11 protein-coding genes are annotated in these 16,295 nt (G+C 48.5%); all 11 read left to right on the plus strand.

What is annotated here, in order from left to right; genetic code table 11:
• Positions 1-2 precede the first annotated feature (2 nt).
• The 11 genes from AC58VC_RS27900 to AC58VC_RS27950 all read left to right on the plus strand — a co-directional run bounded on the left by AC58VC_RS27900 (position 3) and on the right by AC58VC_RS27950 (position 16,293).
• Positions 3-1,130, plus strand: coding sequence for a glycoside hydrolase family 88 protein (locus AC58VC_RS27900; RefSeq protein WP_497373512.1), 1,128 nt, complete (start codon positions 3-5; stop codon positions 1,128-1,130).
• A gap of 160 nt (positions 1,131-1,290) precedes the next feature.
• A complete protein-coding gene (locus AC58VC_RS27905) occupies positions 1,291-1,827 on the plus strand; it encodes a PadR family transcriptional regulator (RefSeq protein ID WP_497373514.1) in 537 nt (178 codons plus the stop codon).
• Position 1,828: 1 nt separating this feature from the next.
• Positions 1,829-3,352, plus strand: coding sequence for a DHA2 family efflux MFS transporter permease subunit (locus AC58VC_RS27910; RefSeq protein ID WP_497373516.1), 1,524 nt, complete (start codon positions 1,829-1,831; stop codon positions 3,350-3,352).
• Between the two features lie 767 nt (positions 3,353-4,119).
• Positions 4,120-5,151 carry a Delta(5) desaturase DesA gene (gene desA, locus AC58VC_RS27915; RefSeq protein WP_497373518.1) on the plus strand — a complete coding sequence of 344 codons (1,032 nt, stop codon included), beginning with the start codon at positions 4,120-4,122 and terminating at the stop codon, positions 5,149-5,151.
• Positions 5,152-6,430: 1,279 nt separating this feature from the next.
• The gene (locus AC58VC_RS27920; protein ID WP_497373808.1) at positions 6,431-7,363 is read left to right on the plus strand and encodes an ABC transporter permease; all 933 of its coding nucleotides are present in this window, start codon (positions 6,431-6,433) and stop codon (positions 7,361-7,363) included.
• 18 nt (positions 7,364-7,381) lie between these two features.
• The gene (locus tag AC58VC_RS27925; protein ID WP_497373520.1) at positions 7,382-8,263 is read left to right on the plus strand and encodes a carbohydrate ABC transporter permease; all 882 of its coding nucleotides are present in this window, start codon (positions 7,382-7,384) and stop codon (positions 8,261-8,263) included.
• Between the two features lie 159 nt (positions 8,264-8,422).
• Positions 8,423-10,006 (plus strand): extracellular solute-binding protein, encoded by a 1,584-nt coding sequence (locus tag AC58VC_RS27930; RefSeq protein ID WP_497373522.1) that lies wholly within the window; start codon positions 8,423-8,425, stop codon positions 10,004-10,006.
• A gap of 91 nt (positions 10,007-10,097) precedes the next feature.
• Entirely contained in the window at positions 10,098-11,138 is a 1,041-nt protein-coding gene (locus AC58VC_RS27935; protein WP_497373524.1) for a response regulator transcription factor, read from the plus strand.
• The gene (locus AC58VC_RS27940; RefSeq protein WP_497373526.1) at positions 11,135-12,982 is read left to right on the plus strand and encodes a cache domain-containing sensor histidine kinase; all 1,848 of its coding nucleotides are present in this window, start codon (positions 11,135-11,137) and stop codon (positions 12,980-12,982) included. The genes AC58VC_RS27935 and AC58VC_RS27940 overlap by 4 nt, the downstream gene beginning before the upstream one ends.
• Before the next feature lie 534 nt (positions 12,983-13,516).
• Positions 13,517-14,284, plus strand: coding sequence for an SDR family NAD(P)-dependent oxidoreductase (locus AC58VC_RS27945; protein ID WP_497373529.1), 768 nt, complete (start codon positions 13,517-13,519; stop codon positions 14,282-14,284).
• Positions 14,281-16,293: a heparinase II/III domain-containing protein gene (locus tag AC58VC_RS27950; RefSeq protein WP_497373531.1), complete on the plus strand. Its 2,013-nt coding sequence runs from the start codon at positions 14,281-14,283 to the stop codon at positions 16,291-16,293. The genes AC58VC_RS27945 and AC58VC_RS27950 overlap by 4 nt, the downstream gene beginning before the upstream one ends.
• Positions 16,294-16,295: the final 2 nt, after the last annotated feature.

A 16,295-nucleotide genomic window follows, 5' to 3' on the forward strand; every position in this document is an offset into this window, starting at 1 on the left:
ATATGAGTACTTCATTAGATTGGGCTCAGGAAGCTTGGGATAAGACGGTTCACAAAGTAGCAAGAACCAGCCAAAGAATCGGAGACCGCTTCCCGCATGCCAGCGTGAAAGGCGAGTACCAGCTGGAGCCAGCATCTTGGTGGACGGCTGGCTTCTGGCCCGGACTGCTGTGGCTGCTGTACCGTGACACGCAAGACGAGCAGCTGAAGCTGCTGGCTGAGTCCTGTGAAGGGCAGCTCGATCAAGTCATAGCGGATTATTACCGCTTAGATCATGATATCGGCTTCATGTGGACGCTGACGAGCGTTGCGCGCTATAAGCTGCTTGGCGCTGAGGACTCCAAGCGCCGCGGCTTGCTCGCGGCGAACCTGCTCTCTGCACGCTTCAACGTGCAGGGCAACTATATTCGCGCCTGGAACCCGTGGCGCGAAGGAGAAGACAATGCCGGCTGGGCCATCATCGATTGCATGATGAACCTGCCGCTGCTGCACTGGGCCTCCCGGACGACCGGAGACCCGCGGTACTCGCATATCGCCATACGGCATGCCGATATGGCGCTAGAGCACTTCATCCGCCCGGATGGTTCTGTGAACCATATCGTGATCTTCGATCCGCACACGGGCGAGAAGCTCGAAGTGAGGGGCGGACAGGGCTTCGCCCCTGACTCCGGCTGGTCGCGAGGCACGGCGTGGGCGATTTACGGCATGGCACTCAGTCATCTCCACACGGGAGATGAGCGTTATCTGGATGCCGCCAAGCGCGCAGCGCACTTTTTCATAGCCAACTTGCCGGAGGATCATGTGCCGCACTGGGACTTCCGTTTGCCGGAGGGGATCACGGCTTATCGCGATACGTCAGCAGGCGCTTGTGCGGCCTGCGGCTTGCTTCTGATCGCAGAGCAGGTTAGCGGTCAAGAAAGCAGCCTGTATCGTCAAGCGGGCGAACGCATCCTGCACTCGCTCTATACGAACTATGGCGCTTGGGATTCGGAGACGGAGGAAGGACTCATTCTTCATGGGACGAGCCATTACCCGGAAGGCAAGAATGTGGATGTGCCGCTGATTTACGGCGATTATTATTTTGTGGAAGGTTTATCCCGGCTGTTGGGGCACGGGGAGTTGTTCTGGTAGGAATTGGAATAAGCTGTCTGAGGTCAGAGATGACTTTGGGCAGCTTTTTATTTATCTTTTTTCGAAAAGTTTAATTTACCATATGTAGACATGATATATATCAGTATGATATATTAACAATCGTAATATAAATATAAGGATTTGTGGAGGAGATCTCACCATGAACAGTCAGGACGTCATTTTAGGCACATTAATGGATCGTTCGTTAACTGGCTATGAAATCAAACAATTATTCGAAACTTTATATTCCTATTTCTATAGCTCGAGTTACGGAACGATCTATCCCACGCTTCACCGTATGGAGAAAGATGAGCTTCTGACGAAGGAAAACGTCGTGCAGGACGGAAAGCCGAATAAGAATGTTTACACAATCACTGAGAAAGGGAAAAAACAGTTCAACGAATACCTGTACAGCCCTATTGAAGAAGAGAATGTGAAATCAGATTTCCTGATGAGGCTGTTTTTTGGTGAATATGTGGGCAATAACAAGGTCATCGAGTGGCTGGAAAATGCGCAGACTCACATTATGGAACAGTTAGATCAATTGAAAGACTTGTGTGCGTTGTACAAGAACGAGATGCAGCCTTCGCAGGTCATCTGTATTCAAATTGGCATGAAGAATTATGAAGCTAAGCTCGAGATGATTACGGAAGGTCTGGTTCGATTTAGAAATTTAGAGCATGAGAAGAGGGATTAACATGAATGGTTCAGGTTCAAATAAGAAGCTGATTATTTTAGCCATGGCGTTAGGCTTATTGATGTCATCTTTGGATAATACAATTGTCGCTTCCTGCATTAGTAAGCTAAGCGAGGACTTCAACGTGTTTGATAAAATTAGCTGGGTGTTTACCGCGTATATGCTGGCGGCGACGAGTACCATGCTAGTGTTTGGAAAAATGTCGGATTTATTCGGCAGAAAAATGTTTTACCTGATCGGGATCGGGCTGTTCCTGGTTGGTTCGGCCTTATGCGGGATGGCGCAAAGCGTGGACCAGCTGATTCTGTTCAGGGTCATTCAAGGAATCGGTTCTGGCGCGCTGCTACCCATTAGTTTCACGATCATCTATACGATCTTTAACGATCCGAAGGATGCTGCCAAAATGTCAGGGGTTTTCGGGGCGATTTTCGGTCTTTCTTCCGTAGCTGGTCCACAGCTGGGCAGCTTTATTGCCGAGCATCTGGGTTGGAGATGGAACTTCTACATTAACGTGCCGATTGGCTTGGCTTCTATGCTCGTTCTGATCATTGCGTTGAAAGAGACACGTTCGGAACATAAGCCGAAAATTGATTATCTTGGAACTGTTTTTCTTATCGTCACAACCGTTGCTCTTATGCTGGCGCTGGAATGGGGCGGGAAAAATTATGCTTGGAGCTCCTGGCAGGAAATTGGCTTATTCGCTGTATCGGTGATTTTCGCAGTCTTATTTATCCAGGTTGAAAAGCGAGCCGCCGAACCGGTGCTTCCACTCCACATTTTCAAGAACAAAATGGTGCTCGGAACCAGCATCATCGTCTTCTGCCAAGGCGTGCTGATGTTCTCTGCCATCACTTATCTACCTATTTTCTCTGTCGCGGTGCTAGGTCACACCAACTCTAATGGCGTGTTGACGCCGATGATGGCTTCCCTTATTTGCGGTGCTGTTCTATTCGGCTTTTTGCAATCCAAATTCTCCTTCCGCCCGCTGCTGCTGGTTAGTATGACGATGACGATTGTTGTTGCGTTGCTGCTGACAAAAGTTGGCCCGACCGCTTCCAGCGGGTACATGATTGCTCTTATGATTCTGCTTGGTTTTGGTGCAGTCGGACCGTTAATGAGCGTTGCGCAGAGTGCGATTGCTGCAAATGTTGACCCCAAATACATGGGCGTCAGCTCCTCCATCGTTGGCTTCTGGCGCAGTATTGGGGGAATCATGGGGGCTTCGATTATGTCCACAATTGTCAATAATAATTTGGGCCATCTGATAACAGACGGCGCGGCTAAAGTTGGCATTCCCGCTGACAAAATCAGCACCCTGGCGAATCCAGAGCTGCTTATGCACGCAGGGGGAACGATTCCGCCGGAAATCCGTCAGTTCCTTCAAGGTGCGCTGGCAACCGCGATTAATCACGGATTTATTCTCAGCATTTGCGTAGGTATTATCGGCTTCATTACCGCAATGTTCGTGGGTTCAAGCAGGCTTGAAGCTGCGAAGAGGCAGGAAGCTACTCCTGTTCATGTGTAAAAGACGTTCCTCTCTCACGTGCAGGTTACTTTTGCGGTGAGAGATAAGTCAAAAAGCTGTCAGCTTGCAGCAGAAATTCTGCTTGGGCTGGCAGCTTTTTTTGATAGTTGCCCATTGATAGGTGAGGGCATGCGGAGTTGGTGTAGGGTGAGAATTGAGGGGAGAAGTAGAGCTAGTAAAGAAAGTAATAAAGCGGTCCGCTTCATGGAGTAAAGCGGCATCACCTCCGCTAGGGTGAACGCATTAACACCAATTACTCGTTGTATTTTATACAACATACAGGCGCTTTTTACGCTGTAATCTCATCTTCATTGTACAAAATACAATCATTGGAGCCCAAATGATGAAAAATTGCCCATTTTGTTCGAAACGGTTGTACAAATTGCAACATAGAGGGGTATAGAGCTCGATCGACTGCTATATGGTTGTACAAAATGCAACATAGTGCCGGGCCGGGTTAGGTACCGCGGCCATACCATAGCAAAGGCCCCTTAGGGTTAACTGGCAACTGATCACTTTTCTCTAAATGTCCAACTTTCAAGACAGGGTTCATACTTGCGGTCTTCTCACGCTACTTGGCTATTTGACCAACCATTAAATAAGATTAACTTATATTACATTTTACAAAAAGCGTTTTCAACCGTATGATGAGAGTGCGGTGTAATATTTCTTTCCGTATAAGGGAACTTTATTTGATCTGCAACGTACTACAACAGTGACAACAAATCAGATCCGACACGATGTGGAGAGAAGGAGTTCTAAACTGAATGAAGCATGATGATAAAAACGGATGGCGTTCTGACATCGCACCCTACGAAAGGCCGCATATGAGGCACAGCGTTTGGCAAATTATTAATACGGTAATTCCCTTTTTTGCACTATGGTATTTCGCATATTTAAGCCTTTCCGTATCAATATGGCTTACGCTCGTGATCGACATTATTGCCTCAGGGTTTTTGGTGCGCATCTTTATCATCTTCCACGATTGCTGTCACAAATCTTTTTTCAAAAATAAATGGGCTAATGAAATTGTGGGTACGTTGACAGGAATCCTGACATTCGTCCCTTACCATCAGTGGCGTCATACGCACTCCATTCATCACGCATCCAGCGGTAACTTGGATCGCAGAGGTGTAGGCGATATTTGGACGCTGACCGTTGATGAATATCAAAAGTCCTCATGGAAAAAAAGACTCACATATAGACTATACCGTAATCCGCTGATCATGTTCATTGTTGGACCGGTCTTCATTTTTCTTATAGATTATCGTTTTAATCGCAAGCGTGCAGGAACAAAAGAACGCATGAATACGTATATCACGAATGTAAGCATTGTGGGAAGTTTAGGGTTACTATGCTGGGCAATTGGCTGGCAGTCTGTTCTCCTTATTCAAGGTCCGATGTTTTTTGCCTCGGGTATGATGGGGATTTGGCTGTTTTATGTGCAGCATAACTATGAAGAGGCTTATTTTGAAAATGAACCCGAATGGGATTATGTCAAAGCGGCGATGCATGGCAGTTCTTTTTACAAGTTGCCTAAAGTGCTGCATTGGATCACGGGTAATATCGGCTTTCACCATATTCATCACCTGAGCCCGCGAGTCCCGAACTATTACTTGGAAAAGGTTCATAACAAAAGCGCTGTGCTGCGCAATGTGCAGACTATTACGCTGATTACGAGCTTAGAATCTTTGAAGTTCCGTATTTGGTGTGAGGATACGAAAAAGTTCATCCGCTTCAAGGATTTGAAACCTATCAAAGTGAAAAGAGGCCTCGTCAAAACGTTGGAAATTGACTAGGTAAATAGGCAGAGCCGGCAGTTAAAGTAGAGATTCTACTTTGGCTGTTGGCTTTTTGTTGTTTTTGAGGTTGGTGGTGGGTTAGTGGGGGTCGCGAGACTACGAGTACATAAGTGAGTTAATCCTCATTGGATGAAATCCAACGAAAAGGCCATTTGAGGTGCTTCCACTCGCGGTTCGTTGGACTAAATCCAATGAGGTGCTTGAATTGGCGCTATTATGAGGTGATTTCATTGCTGCTGATTGGAATTCATCCAATGAGACGGAGGATTTATGACTATATAACGTGTTTTCATTGAAATTCATCCAATGAGACTTGAAGCGGCGGGGAGAAGGTGTGGAAGCTGGTGTTATTACCTCGAGCATCTCCACCACTAATCTACGTTGCACTTTCTACAACATAAAAGCGATATACGCGGCACATGCCTTACTCTCATTGCACAAAGTACAATCATTTCACCTAAATCGCCTCTGGAGTATCCCTTTTTAGCGAAATCGTTGTACAAAGTGCAACATAGCAGGCTGTGGCAGCCAATAGAGCCTGAAATGGTTGCATAAAGTGCAACATAAGGCGGTCTAGTTGTATGCAACCAGCCTCTTGTTGCACAAAGTGCAACATAGGGTGCATTACTCGAAGTGCGAAGGAAACTGGTGCCATCGAACATTTATTTGAGCATCAGAATGAAAGGGTGCGGGTGTAGGAGCTAGGTTGAAGTTCTTTCTCAACTGCCGAGCGGTGCTAATCGTTCTATATTGCATTTTGTGCAATATAGAGCAGGCATTTCGCACTAAGAGCTAGTCTTCATTGTACAAAATACAATGAAATAGCTGGAAAAACCCGAAAACTAGCTTTTTGAGAGCAAATCGTTGCACAAAGTGCAACATAGCCAGCCGTGGCAGCCAATAGAGCCTGAAATGGTTGCATAAAGTGCAACATAAGGCGGTCTAGTGCACGCAATCAACCTTTTTGTTGCACAAAATGCAACAAAGGGCGTATTACTCGAAGCACGAAGGGAAACTGGTGCCATTGAACGTTTATTTGAGCACAGAATGAAAGGGTGCAGGGTGTAGGAGCACACAAAGAGCAGCATAGGCAGAGCCGGGCCAAGGACTCCCGTTCCCCACCACACATTTACTCCAACCTAAAAAAAACACAAGTCGGTGAAAAGACATTCCATTGTTGCAAGCGCTTTAGCAAGGTACCATAGGGGTATAACATCGACGAAGTAATAGTGAGGGGGGCTAGATGATGGCGGTAGGCGCGCAAGCGGTAGAACAGATGAATAAGCGTGCGCAGACGAAAAAGGGCAATTCCTTTCTGCGAACGTTTTGGAAGTATAGGGCGCTGTATCTGATATCATTACCGGGTATTCTATATTTTATTATTTTTAAGTATGTACCACTGCTAGGTTCAGTTATTGCCTTTCAGGATTACAACATTTTTGACGGCTTTACCGGTAGCAAATGGGTCGGATTCGAGCATTTTACACGCATGTTTGCTCATTATGACTTTATCAAAATTTTGAAAAATACAGTCTTAATCGGCATCTACGATTTAGTGCTAGCATTCCCTGCACCAATCATCCTTGCTCTCTTGCTTAATGAGCTGCGCGTTGTGTTATATAAGCGCGTTCTGCAGACGGTTGTTTACATGCCTCACTTCCTATCATGGGTAATCGTGAGTGGGATTGCTATCGGCATCCTTTCGCCTTCGACTGGTGCAGTGAACCATTTCATCGCTTGGCTTGGCTTTGAACCGATTTATTTCTTAGGAGAAGAATCCTGGATCCGCACGGTTCTGATCTCATCAGGGATTTGGCGAGATTCGGGTTACGGGACGATTATTTATTTGGCCGCGCTTGCAGGAATTAATCCAGATTTATATGAAGCTTCAGAAGTGGATGGTGCGAATCGCTGGAGACAGACCATTTCGATAACGCTTCCATCGCTGCTGCCAACCATTATGATTTTGTTCCTGCTGCACATTGGTAAATTCTTAGATTTCGGTTTCGAGCGCGTGTACGTGTTCTTGAATCCGCTGAATAAAGAAAACGGTGAAATTCTGGATACCTATATTTACACGGCAGGATTGTTAGGTCAACAGTTCAGCTATACAACAGCAATCGGCCTTTTCAAAGCCTTGGTAGGTGTCATCTTTATTGTAACAGGTAACGTTTTAAGCAAAAAAACAACGGGTGAAAGCTTGTACTAAGACGGAGGTGACCGCTATATGAATCGCAAGCCGACAGCCGGCTGGCAAGTTTTTAACATTTTTAACGTCGTATTTCTAACGCTCCTATCATTGGCGATGCTCCTGCCGTTCTTAAACGTGCTGGCTCAATCGTTCAGTTCATCCCAAGCTATCGTGAATGGCAAGGTTTTCTTCCTGCCTGTGCAGTTCACGGCGATCAATTATCAATACGTGTTTAGCGACGCGGCCATCTGGCGTTCATTCGGAGTAACCGTGTATATTACGATAGTGGGTACCCTCATCAATTTGATTGCAACAGCTTCACTGGCTTACCCCGTGTCGCGTCCGGAGTATGCCGGACGAAACGCAGTCGTGATTATGGTTCTGATTACGATGGTATTTACAGCTCCGCTGATTCCTAACTTTATTTTGATGAAAAACTTGCATCTGACGAACTCACTTTGGGCACTTATGATTCCGGGTGCGATCAGCGCCTTTAACTTTTTCGTGATGAGGTCGTTCTTCCTGCAAATTCCGAGCGAATTGATTGATTCCGGGCGTATCGACGGCTGTTCGGAGCTCAGAATGATCTGGAACATTGTGCTTCCTCTATCCAAGCCGGTCATGGCTTCACTTGGAATTTTCTACGCCGTAGGGCATTGGAATACGTATCAAAGCGCACTCTACTATATTAACAAACCAGCGTTATGGCCGCTTCAAGTGAAGCTGCGTCAGCTCATTGTATCCGAAGATATCAGCATCGATCCTAACTCATCCCAATTTAGCGGACTAGCCCATATGGATCCAGAAGGTATCAAAATGGCGACGATTATTATTGCGACAATTCCAATTATCCTGATTTACCCGTTCTTGCAGCGTCATTTCGTCAAAGGGATGATGGTTGGCTCCGTCAAATCATAAATGATCATTTGAGAAATGATGTATGAGATGCCGAGTTTTGACAACATTCTAAAAAAAAGACAATTCGAACTAAAGACAGCCCATATCGACAAATTGTAAACGCTTTTACAATGAGTGAGTAAAAGGTTATATTTTAGCGAAATGAAAAGAGGGGTAGAAATGAAAAAATGGATTCCCACGACGATGGCTGCAGTTCTCTTGGCCAGTACGATGGCAGCATGCTCTTCTAAGCCAACAGAACAACCGACATCCAGCGCAGCAGCTAATGGTGCGAGTGCAAAACCGGCGGAGAAAACGAAGTTCTCCATTTCCTTGCGTACACTGGCATTCGGGCACGTGGAGAAGTCACCTGATATCAATCAAGATAAATGGGTGAAGAAACTAGAAGAATTAACGAATTCCGATATGAATATCGTGCTTGTTCCGCACAAAGAATATGAGCAAAAAATGATCCAAATGTTTGCAACCAATGACATTCCTGATGTTGTCCAAGGCAGCGGCGGTGTGAACGGGAAAGAAATGGCAGGTTCCGTAAAAGCGGGCGTATTCATGCCGCTAGACGACTTGCTGAAGCAATACGGCCCGAACTTGCTGAAAAAAGTGCCAAAAGACGCTTGGGATAACGTAACGTACAACGGTAAAATTTTCGCGATTCCAGAATATTTGTCTAACCCATCCCGCCGCGCGATCTTCGTTCGTAAGGACTTGCTGGATAAAGCCGGTCTAGGTGTGCCGAAAACGGTTGATGAGTACATGGCTGTGCTTCGCAAGTTCAAAGAAATGGGCGTTGAGAACCCATACATGGGTCGTGAAAACTTCAAATACGCGGATTCATTCTTCGGAGCTTACGACGTGTATCCTTACCTCTCCATGTTTGAGAAGTCCGGTGATCAAATTTTGCCGAAATTCTTCGATACAGAGAATATGACCAAAGCGCTGCAAACGTACAAAACGATGTTTGACGAAGGTTTGATCAACAAAGAATTCGCAACCATCAACGCAACGGTATTCAAAAACACAATCCTTTCTGGTAAAGCAGGCATGTGGTCCATGAACGCCAATGAAATGCTGCAATGGGAAACACAGCTGAAAACGACGGTGCCAACAGGCGATATCGAGATCATCGCATCTCCGACAGGACCGGACGGTAAAGGCGGTCACTACTTGTATGGACCTGCGCCGCGTGCCTACTTCATCAACAAAAATGTGAAAAATGCTGCGCAAATTATCCAGTTCTATGATTGGATGATGTCTGACGAAGCAGAGAAATTCTTCACATTCGGTATCGAAGGCGACACTTACAAGACTGTAGATGGCAAAATCGACTATAAAGCGCCAACAGATACTGCTGGTGTAGATGAAGAGCGTTACCGTCAATCCTTCTTGTGGTTAGTTCAAGATACAACTTATAATAAGGGCACACTTAGTATGACAGAAGATGGCAAGAAACTGATGAATGTGTATGACACGACCTTGAAAAATGAAGGACGCGATGGCATCAACTTTGAGCCGCGCTTGGAGTCCTTAATGAAAAACCCTGACATTTCACCGCTGTCCGACCAAGCACCTCCCGTTATTCTTTCACATATGGTCAAAATGGTGTACGGCAAAGAGCCGATCTCTGACTGGCCGAAGGTTCTGGAAGAGTGGAAGTCCAAAGGCGGCAACGAAGTGATCAAGGAAGCTACAGAGAAATTCAATAGTAAAGATTCCGGTACGACTGTGTCGATGCCGCGTAAATAAGCTCAAGTATTTGAGCATGACCGACTCCTCACGAGCATACCAGCGCGTGGGGAGCGGGCATTTCAGAAGGGTAAGAAGGGAGCGTCGCCTCATGTACCGCATACTCATTGTCGATGATGAACCGATGATACGCAAAGGATTACAAAAACTAGTCGAACAATCGGAGCTGCCGATCGAAAGCCTGCGAACGGCTGAGAATGGTGTTGTCGCGCTGCAGCGGATTCAAGAGGATCGACCCGACTTTCTGTTTACGGATATCCGTATGCCCAAGATGGACGGCTTGGAGTTATGTGCCCGCGTTGCCGAAATGGATGCGGACATCCAAGTTGTCGTTATTTCCGGTTATAGTGATTTTGAATATGCGCAGAAATGTGTTTCTTATGGTGTCAAAGAGTATTTGTTGAAGCCTGTGAATATCAAGGGCTTTCAGAACGTGTTGGAGAAGCTGATTCGAACCAAGTCCAAGGTAAGCTCAGAGTCTTTCGTTGCTGTAACGAAGCTGGAACAGTGGGCAAGCCGCATGGAGCATGCGGTCTGGATGCTGCATCAAACAGAATTAAACAGTTTACTTGAAGAAATTTATACAGAGCTTAAAGATTATAAGCTGAAGCTGAATCGGCTTCTCGATATTTTGCAGGAAATTCATACGCTGCTGCATCAACGTTTGAATGTACGTGATGTTTATCTCATGCAAGGCGAGCTAGCTTTAACCGGCGCTGCCAGCGAAGAGGAAGCTTGGCTCCGATTCACCAATGCGGTTTACGGCCACCTGGACGAGCTGAGACATAAGCGGAAAGGGAAGCTGAAAGATCCTGTGGAGGTAGCGAAGCAATACATGGAGACGCACCTCGCAGAGGAGGTTTCCTTAGAAGAAGTGGCGGAGTTTATTGGACTCAACCCTTCGTATTTTAGCCAATTGTTCAAGCAAAACACATCGGAAACGTTCGTACAGTACCGCACACGCAGACGCATGGAAAAGGCGAAGAAGCTGCTGGAGCAGCCGCAGTGGCGCATCACAGATATTTCGGGAGAAGTCGGATACGCTGACCACCCACATTTTACGAAAACGTTCAAGAAGTATGAAGGTTGTCTACCATCCGAGTATCGTCAGCAGATGGGGATTCGTACATGAGAGGCAAGACGCTGTCACGGCAAATTTTTTCCAACTTTCTGATCGTAATTGTACTCTCCCTGGTATCCGTCGGAGCTTTCTCCTATATACAGTCTTCCAAGGCACTCGATGGCCAGGTGAAGCAGTATATGGAGCAAATGATCGACAGCGCCAACTATCAGACAGATAGTTATTTGCAGGCCTATGAGCTCCTCAGCAACGCGTTTTCATCCAATTCGGATGTTCGGGCGTTCATGGAGATCAAGCCGGATGATTCGTACGAGTATTATGTCTACAGCGAGAAAATCAAGGAATTTGCACGTATTTCAGTGGTTTCCGTTGTTACATTATATAAACAATTGAATATGATTTATGCGGTTGGCCAGCATGGGCGCTCAGTCATCTATGAAAATCAGAATTTGCTGAACTTCGATCCCGTACTGGTGAAAGAAAAGTATGATTATTTGATGAAAATGACGCCGGTTGACGGCAAAATCTCGCTGCTCAATATGAGCATTCGCGAAGTTGATCAGGGCTCTGTTGTGACGATGGCACGTAAAGTAAGAGGGCCTTCTTACGGAGATGCCAATCGCGGGGTCGTTGCAATCGAGATTAAACTGGATGAGCTGGCGAAGACGTGGGATCGGGTGAGTCTGGGCAAAATGGGTTTCTTCTTCATCATAGATGATGCCGGAAACTACATTTATCCTCGTTCTATGAGCGAGCGCAAGCCGCAGGATGACTTGGCTTCGCATGTGCTGGCAAGCGGTAACCAGACTTTCACCTATAAGTATGAGGGTGAGGAGCGCATGTTTGTATCGCGCAAATCCGGTTACTCCGATTGGAATCTGGTTGCATCCATGCCAGTTGACGAGCTGCGCCGTCCGGCCAATACGATTCGCACGACAACGATCAGTGTGGGGTTGATTACACTGGCCATTGCGTTATGGCTGGCCTCCCGATTCGGGCGATCGATTATTGCGCCGATCCGTTGGCTGAAAGACAGTATGAGAGAAACGGAAAAGGGCAATTGGCAGTACATCGATGAATCCGGCCGGACGGACGAGATTGGCGGACTCATTCACAGCTACAACCTAATGGTGACGCGCCTTTCCGATATGATTGAGCGGGTCTACGAGGCGGAGCTGGAGCAGCAGAAAAACGCTTTGGAGCTAGGGGAGACGAAGCTGGAACGTCAGCGGGCTGAATATCAATCGCTGCAGCTGCAAATTAATCCTCACTTTTTATATAACACGCTCGAAACGATTAACTGTTATGCCATCGTTCAGGACTCGACGGAAATAACCGAAATGGTAGAAGCCATGGCGTTCATGCTCCGTTATTCGGTGCAGACCAATTTGGAAGAAATTACAGTCGCCAACGAGTTGAACCATGTTCGCAACTACATGATTGTTTTGCAGCATCGGACGGGCAAAGAGTTTGAAATTGATGTGGCAATCCCGCCATACCTGCTGCTGGAGAAAATGGTTCGGCTAACGCTGCAGCCACTGATCGAAAATATTTTTCAGCATGCTTTTCCGGATGGCGTGGAGCCGCAACACTTTATTCGTATTAATGCCAAGAAGGAAAACGGCTTATTCCAGGTTTATGTAGAGGACAATGGCATCGGGATGAAGCCGGAGCGGCTTGAGGAATTGCGGAAGAAGCTAGAGATGAACCGTTTGGCGGAGCCGGAAGAGAGCGGTTCGCCTCGGCGTGGCGGCATTGGGCTCATGAACGTGCATCGGCGTATTCAGATGGTGTTCGGCGAGGCTTACGGGCTGTCGATTGACAGTGAGTGGGAGCGCGGGACGTGCCTGACGATGACGATGCCGGAGACGACGCGGCCGAGGATGCGGAGCTGAGGGAACGTGAGGGCATAGTGGGGCACACGAGGAGAACGAGGTACAACGAGGACGTTTACGGACAAGGCATAAGTGAAGTGACCACGCGGACAACCGCGAGCGCCTCGTGAACGCCTTGCGAACGCTAAGGGAACCGACAGTGGTCTCCGGGAACTCGTGGCCCTCTGGAACTCGCAGACCCGAAACCCCGGGGAACGCCCGGAACTTGCGGCCTCCTGGAACTCTCAGAACCCGAAACCACTGGAGCCCCTGGAGCCCCTAGAGCCCCCGGAGTCCCGAGACCCTCATTTGGCGGCGAAATAGGAGTCTCTAACGTCTCTTATTACGCTATGAATAGCGGATCGGGAGAGAATAGAAGTCTCTAAAGACTCTTATTCCCCCGAAAATAGGCTGAAATCGCAATGCAGGTGAGAATAGGAGTCTCTAACGTCTCTTATTTTCATGAAACTGTTGGTAAAAGGGGGAATAGAAGCCTCCAGAGGCTCTTATTCGCCCATTCATATATATCTTAAACAAATCATGGGAGGAATTCATATGAACATCGATTTAACGGGGAAAATTGCACTGGTAACAGGATCAAACGCGGGGATTGGACGCGCAATCGCACTGGCACTCGCTAGCAATGGAGCAAAAGTTGGCGTGAACTGCCTGAACAACGTGGCACAAGGGCAAGAAGTTGTCGCAGCGATTCAAGCAGCAGGCGGCGAAGCTGTGTTAGTGCAAGCTGATGTGACCAATGTAGAGCAGATCGACAGACTCGTTAGTGAAGTGGAGCAAGCGCTAGGCGGAACGATTGATATTTTAGTCAACAATGCCGGCCATCTGGTTCAGCGTGTACCGAATTCGGAAATGTTTGAAGAGATGTATGACCGCATTATGGACGTTAACTTGAAAAGCACGGTGTTCATGTGCAAAAGAGTGCTAGCCGGCATGAAAGCCAAAGGCTATGGCCGTATCGTCAACATGACATCTGTTGCCGCACATAACGGCGGCGGACCAGGATCGAGCGTTTATGCAGCAAGCAAAGCAGCAGTACTTACCTACTCCAAGGGGTTGGCTAAAGAAGTTGCAGCAAGCGGCATTACCGTGAATAACGTATCCCCTGGCTTTATCGGCAACACAATGTTCCACGCAACATTCACAACTGACGCAGCTCGCACAGCGACCATCAACGGCATTCCGCTTCAGCGTGAAGGAACACCTGATGATGTAGCTGGCGCCGTGCTTTACCTTGCTTCTGATTTGGCTTCTTATGTAACAGGAGAAACGATTGAAATCAACGGCGGGATGATGATGCGATGAGTACCGCACTGAGATCGGACCGTATAGCACAACTATTAAAAGAGGAAATCGACAGGCTGCAGCAAGCAGGCAGCCTGTTGATTCCTAAAGAACCTGGTGGCTGGTGGCACCAGTATGTTTGCCCACACCATCACACCGAACTGGTGTTCGATGATAAGCAAGTAGATGCATCCGAGTTCGCGTGCCCGCTCGGCTGCAGTATCGAAGGCGAAGCCTACCGCGGCGCTTGGCTCGTATTTAAACATCAGTCGCTGGCGCGCGTCGCATTGCAGGCAGCGGCTGTTTATGCAGCGCTTGGCGAGGTTTCCTACGCCCAGCTTAGCAAAAAACTGCTCGTCGAATACGCCGAGCAGTTCCCGCTCTACCCCGTGCATCCGGAAGCGCAAAGCTGGATGCTGAAAGGGCGCGCTTTCCATCAAGCGCTCACGGAGGCAATCTGGTCCACAACCCTGATTCGCGCTTACTTGTTATTGCGCGATAAAGGCGTTGTGTTCGATGAGAAGGAGCAAGCGGCTATCGACGTCTTCCTAGGATTGCTTGCCGGGAGCATGGAAGAATACCGGCATATTCTCATTCATGAGCGGAACAATGCGGAGAACAATTACACCGCTTGGCTGAACGCGTCATTGTCTTGCGTCTACGCCGCGCGCGGCGAACAAGCGGCGCTGGAAGCGCTGATTGAAGGCCAAGGCGGCTTCAAGCATCATCTGTCGATCGGCGTGAAGCCCGATCAGTTCGAATTCGAAGGAAGCACGTATTACCACGTATTCGTGCTTCGGGCGTACTTAATCGCTGCGGAGATGGCGCAGCGTTTCGGTATTGACCTTTACGCCGTCGCAGGGGCAGACGGTCAATCCATGCGCGGCATGCTGGAGGCGCTCGCCGACCTGGCCGACGACCAGGGTGCGCTGCCAGCCCTGCATGACGGGCCGCTCGCGCGTGCTCCCTATGCCCGCGAGATCGCTGAGATCGCGGAGCAGGGGCTCGCGATCTACGGCATTGCCGGCCTCGCGCCGGTATTGCGCGAAGCGTACCGGCAGCTGGGCGCTGCCGGCGGAGAGCAGCTCGAGGCGCTGCTCTATGGCACGGATGACCGCAGGCTGGTTCCAGCTGCGGCGCGTGCTTCAAGGCTCTGGCCGGATGCCGGATTCGTCATCGGCCGTGTGGCGGGGAACCCGCTGTCATTCCTCGCCGATTTCGGCGAGCATGGTGGTTCCCATGGCCACTACGACAAGCTGCATCTGACTTTGATGCATCCTGCGCAAACGCTTACGCCCGATTTTGGTATGGTGCCTTACGGCTCGCATATGCGGAAATCGTGGTTTGCCGAAACCGCCAGCCACAACACGGTGTCACTGGACGGCATGTCGCAAGCGCCGCATGAAGGGCGCTGCGTTCGTTATGAGACGGCTGGTGATGGCCAATCCGTCTACGCCTGGTTGCAATCCACGGGAGCCTACGAAAGCTGCACGATGAATCGCCATTTGCTGCTCACGGGTGAGTGGCTGCTGGATTGGTTCCAGGTTGAGCTTGCGGAGGAGGCACGAAGCATCGAATGGTGGATGCATCCTGCTGTTCAGCCTCTAACAGGAACGCTTGAAGAACGGAGTGAGGTCTACACACTTCGGATTAAAGAGAAGGACGACTCCGCGATATCTGAGCAGAAGCTGCCGATAATTGGCGGGCTGGTGCCGAATGACGGCCAGCTGCAGTTGTCTTATGTGCTCGGGGGTCACTCCACCGTGTACCATTCGGTATTAGTAGAGCAAGGTGACGAAGTACTGGCTGTACAAACGCCAGGTGATTCGGTCGACCCAAGTCAGCCGTTTACGGCAGTCTTGCACCGCCAAAGTGACCGCAGAGCGGAATTCATCCACGTTTATCGGGCAGGTAGCAGAGCTGAGCTTACTCGTGTCTCCGCACAGGAAATTGAGGTTTCGGTACCCGGTCAACCGGAAAGCACAGTACGCGTCCAATTAACACAAGATAAAGGTTTAATTTTTATATAGTA

The organism is Paenibacillus sp. J22R67 (genome assembly GCF_059692175.1).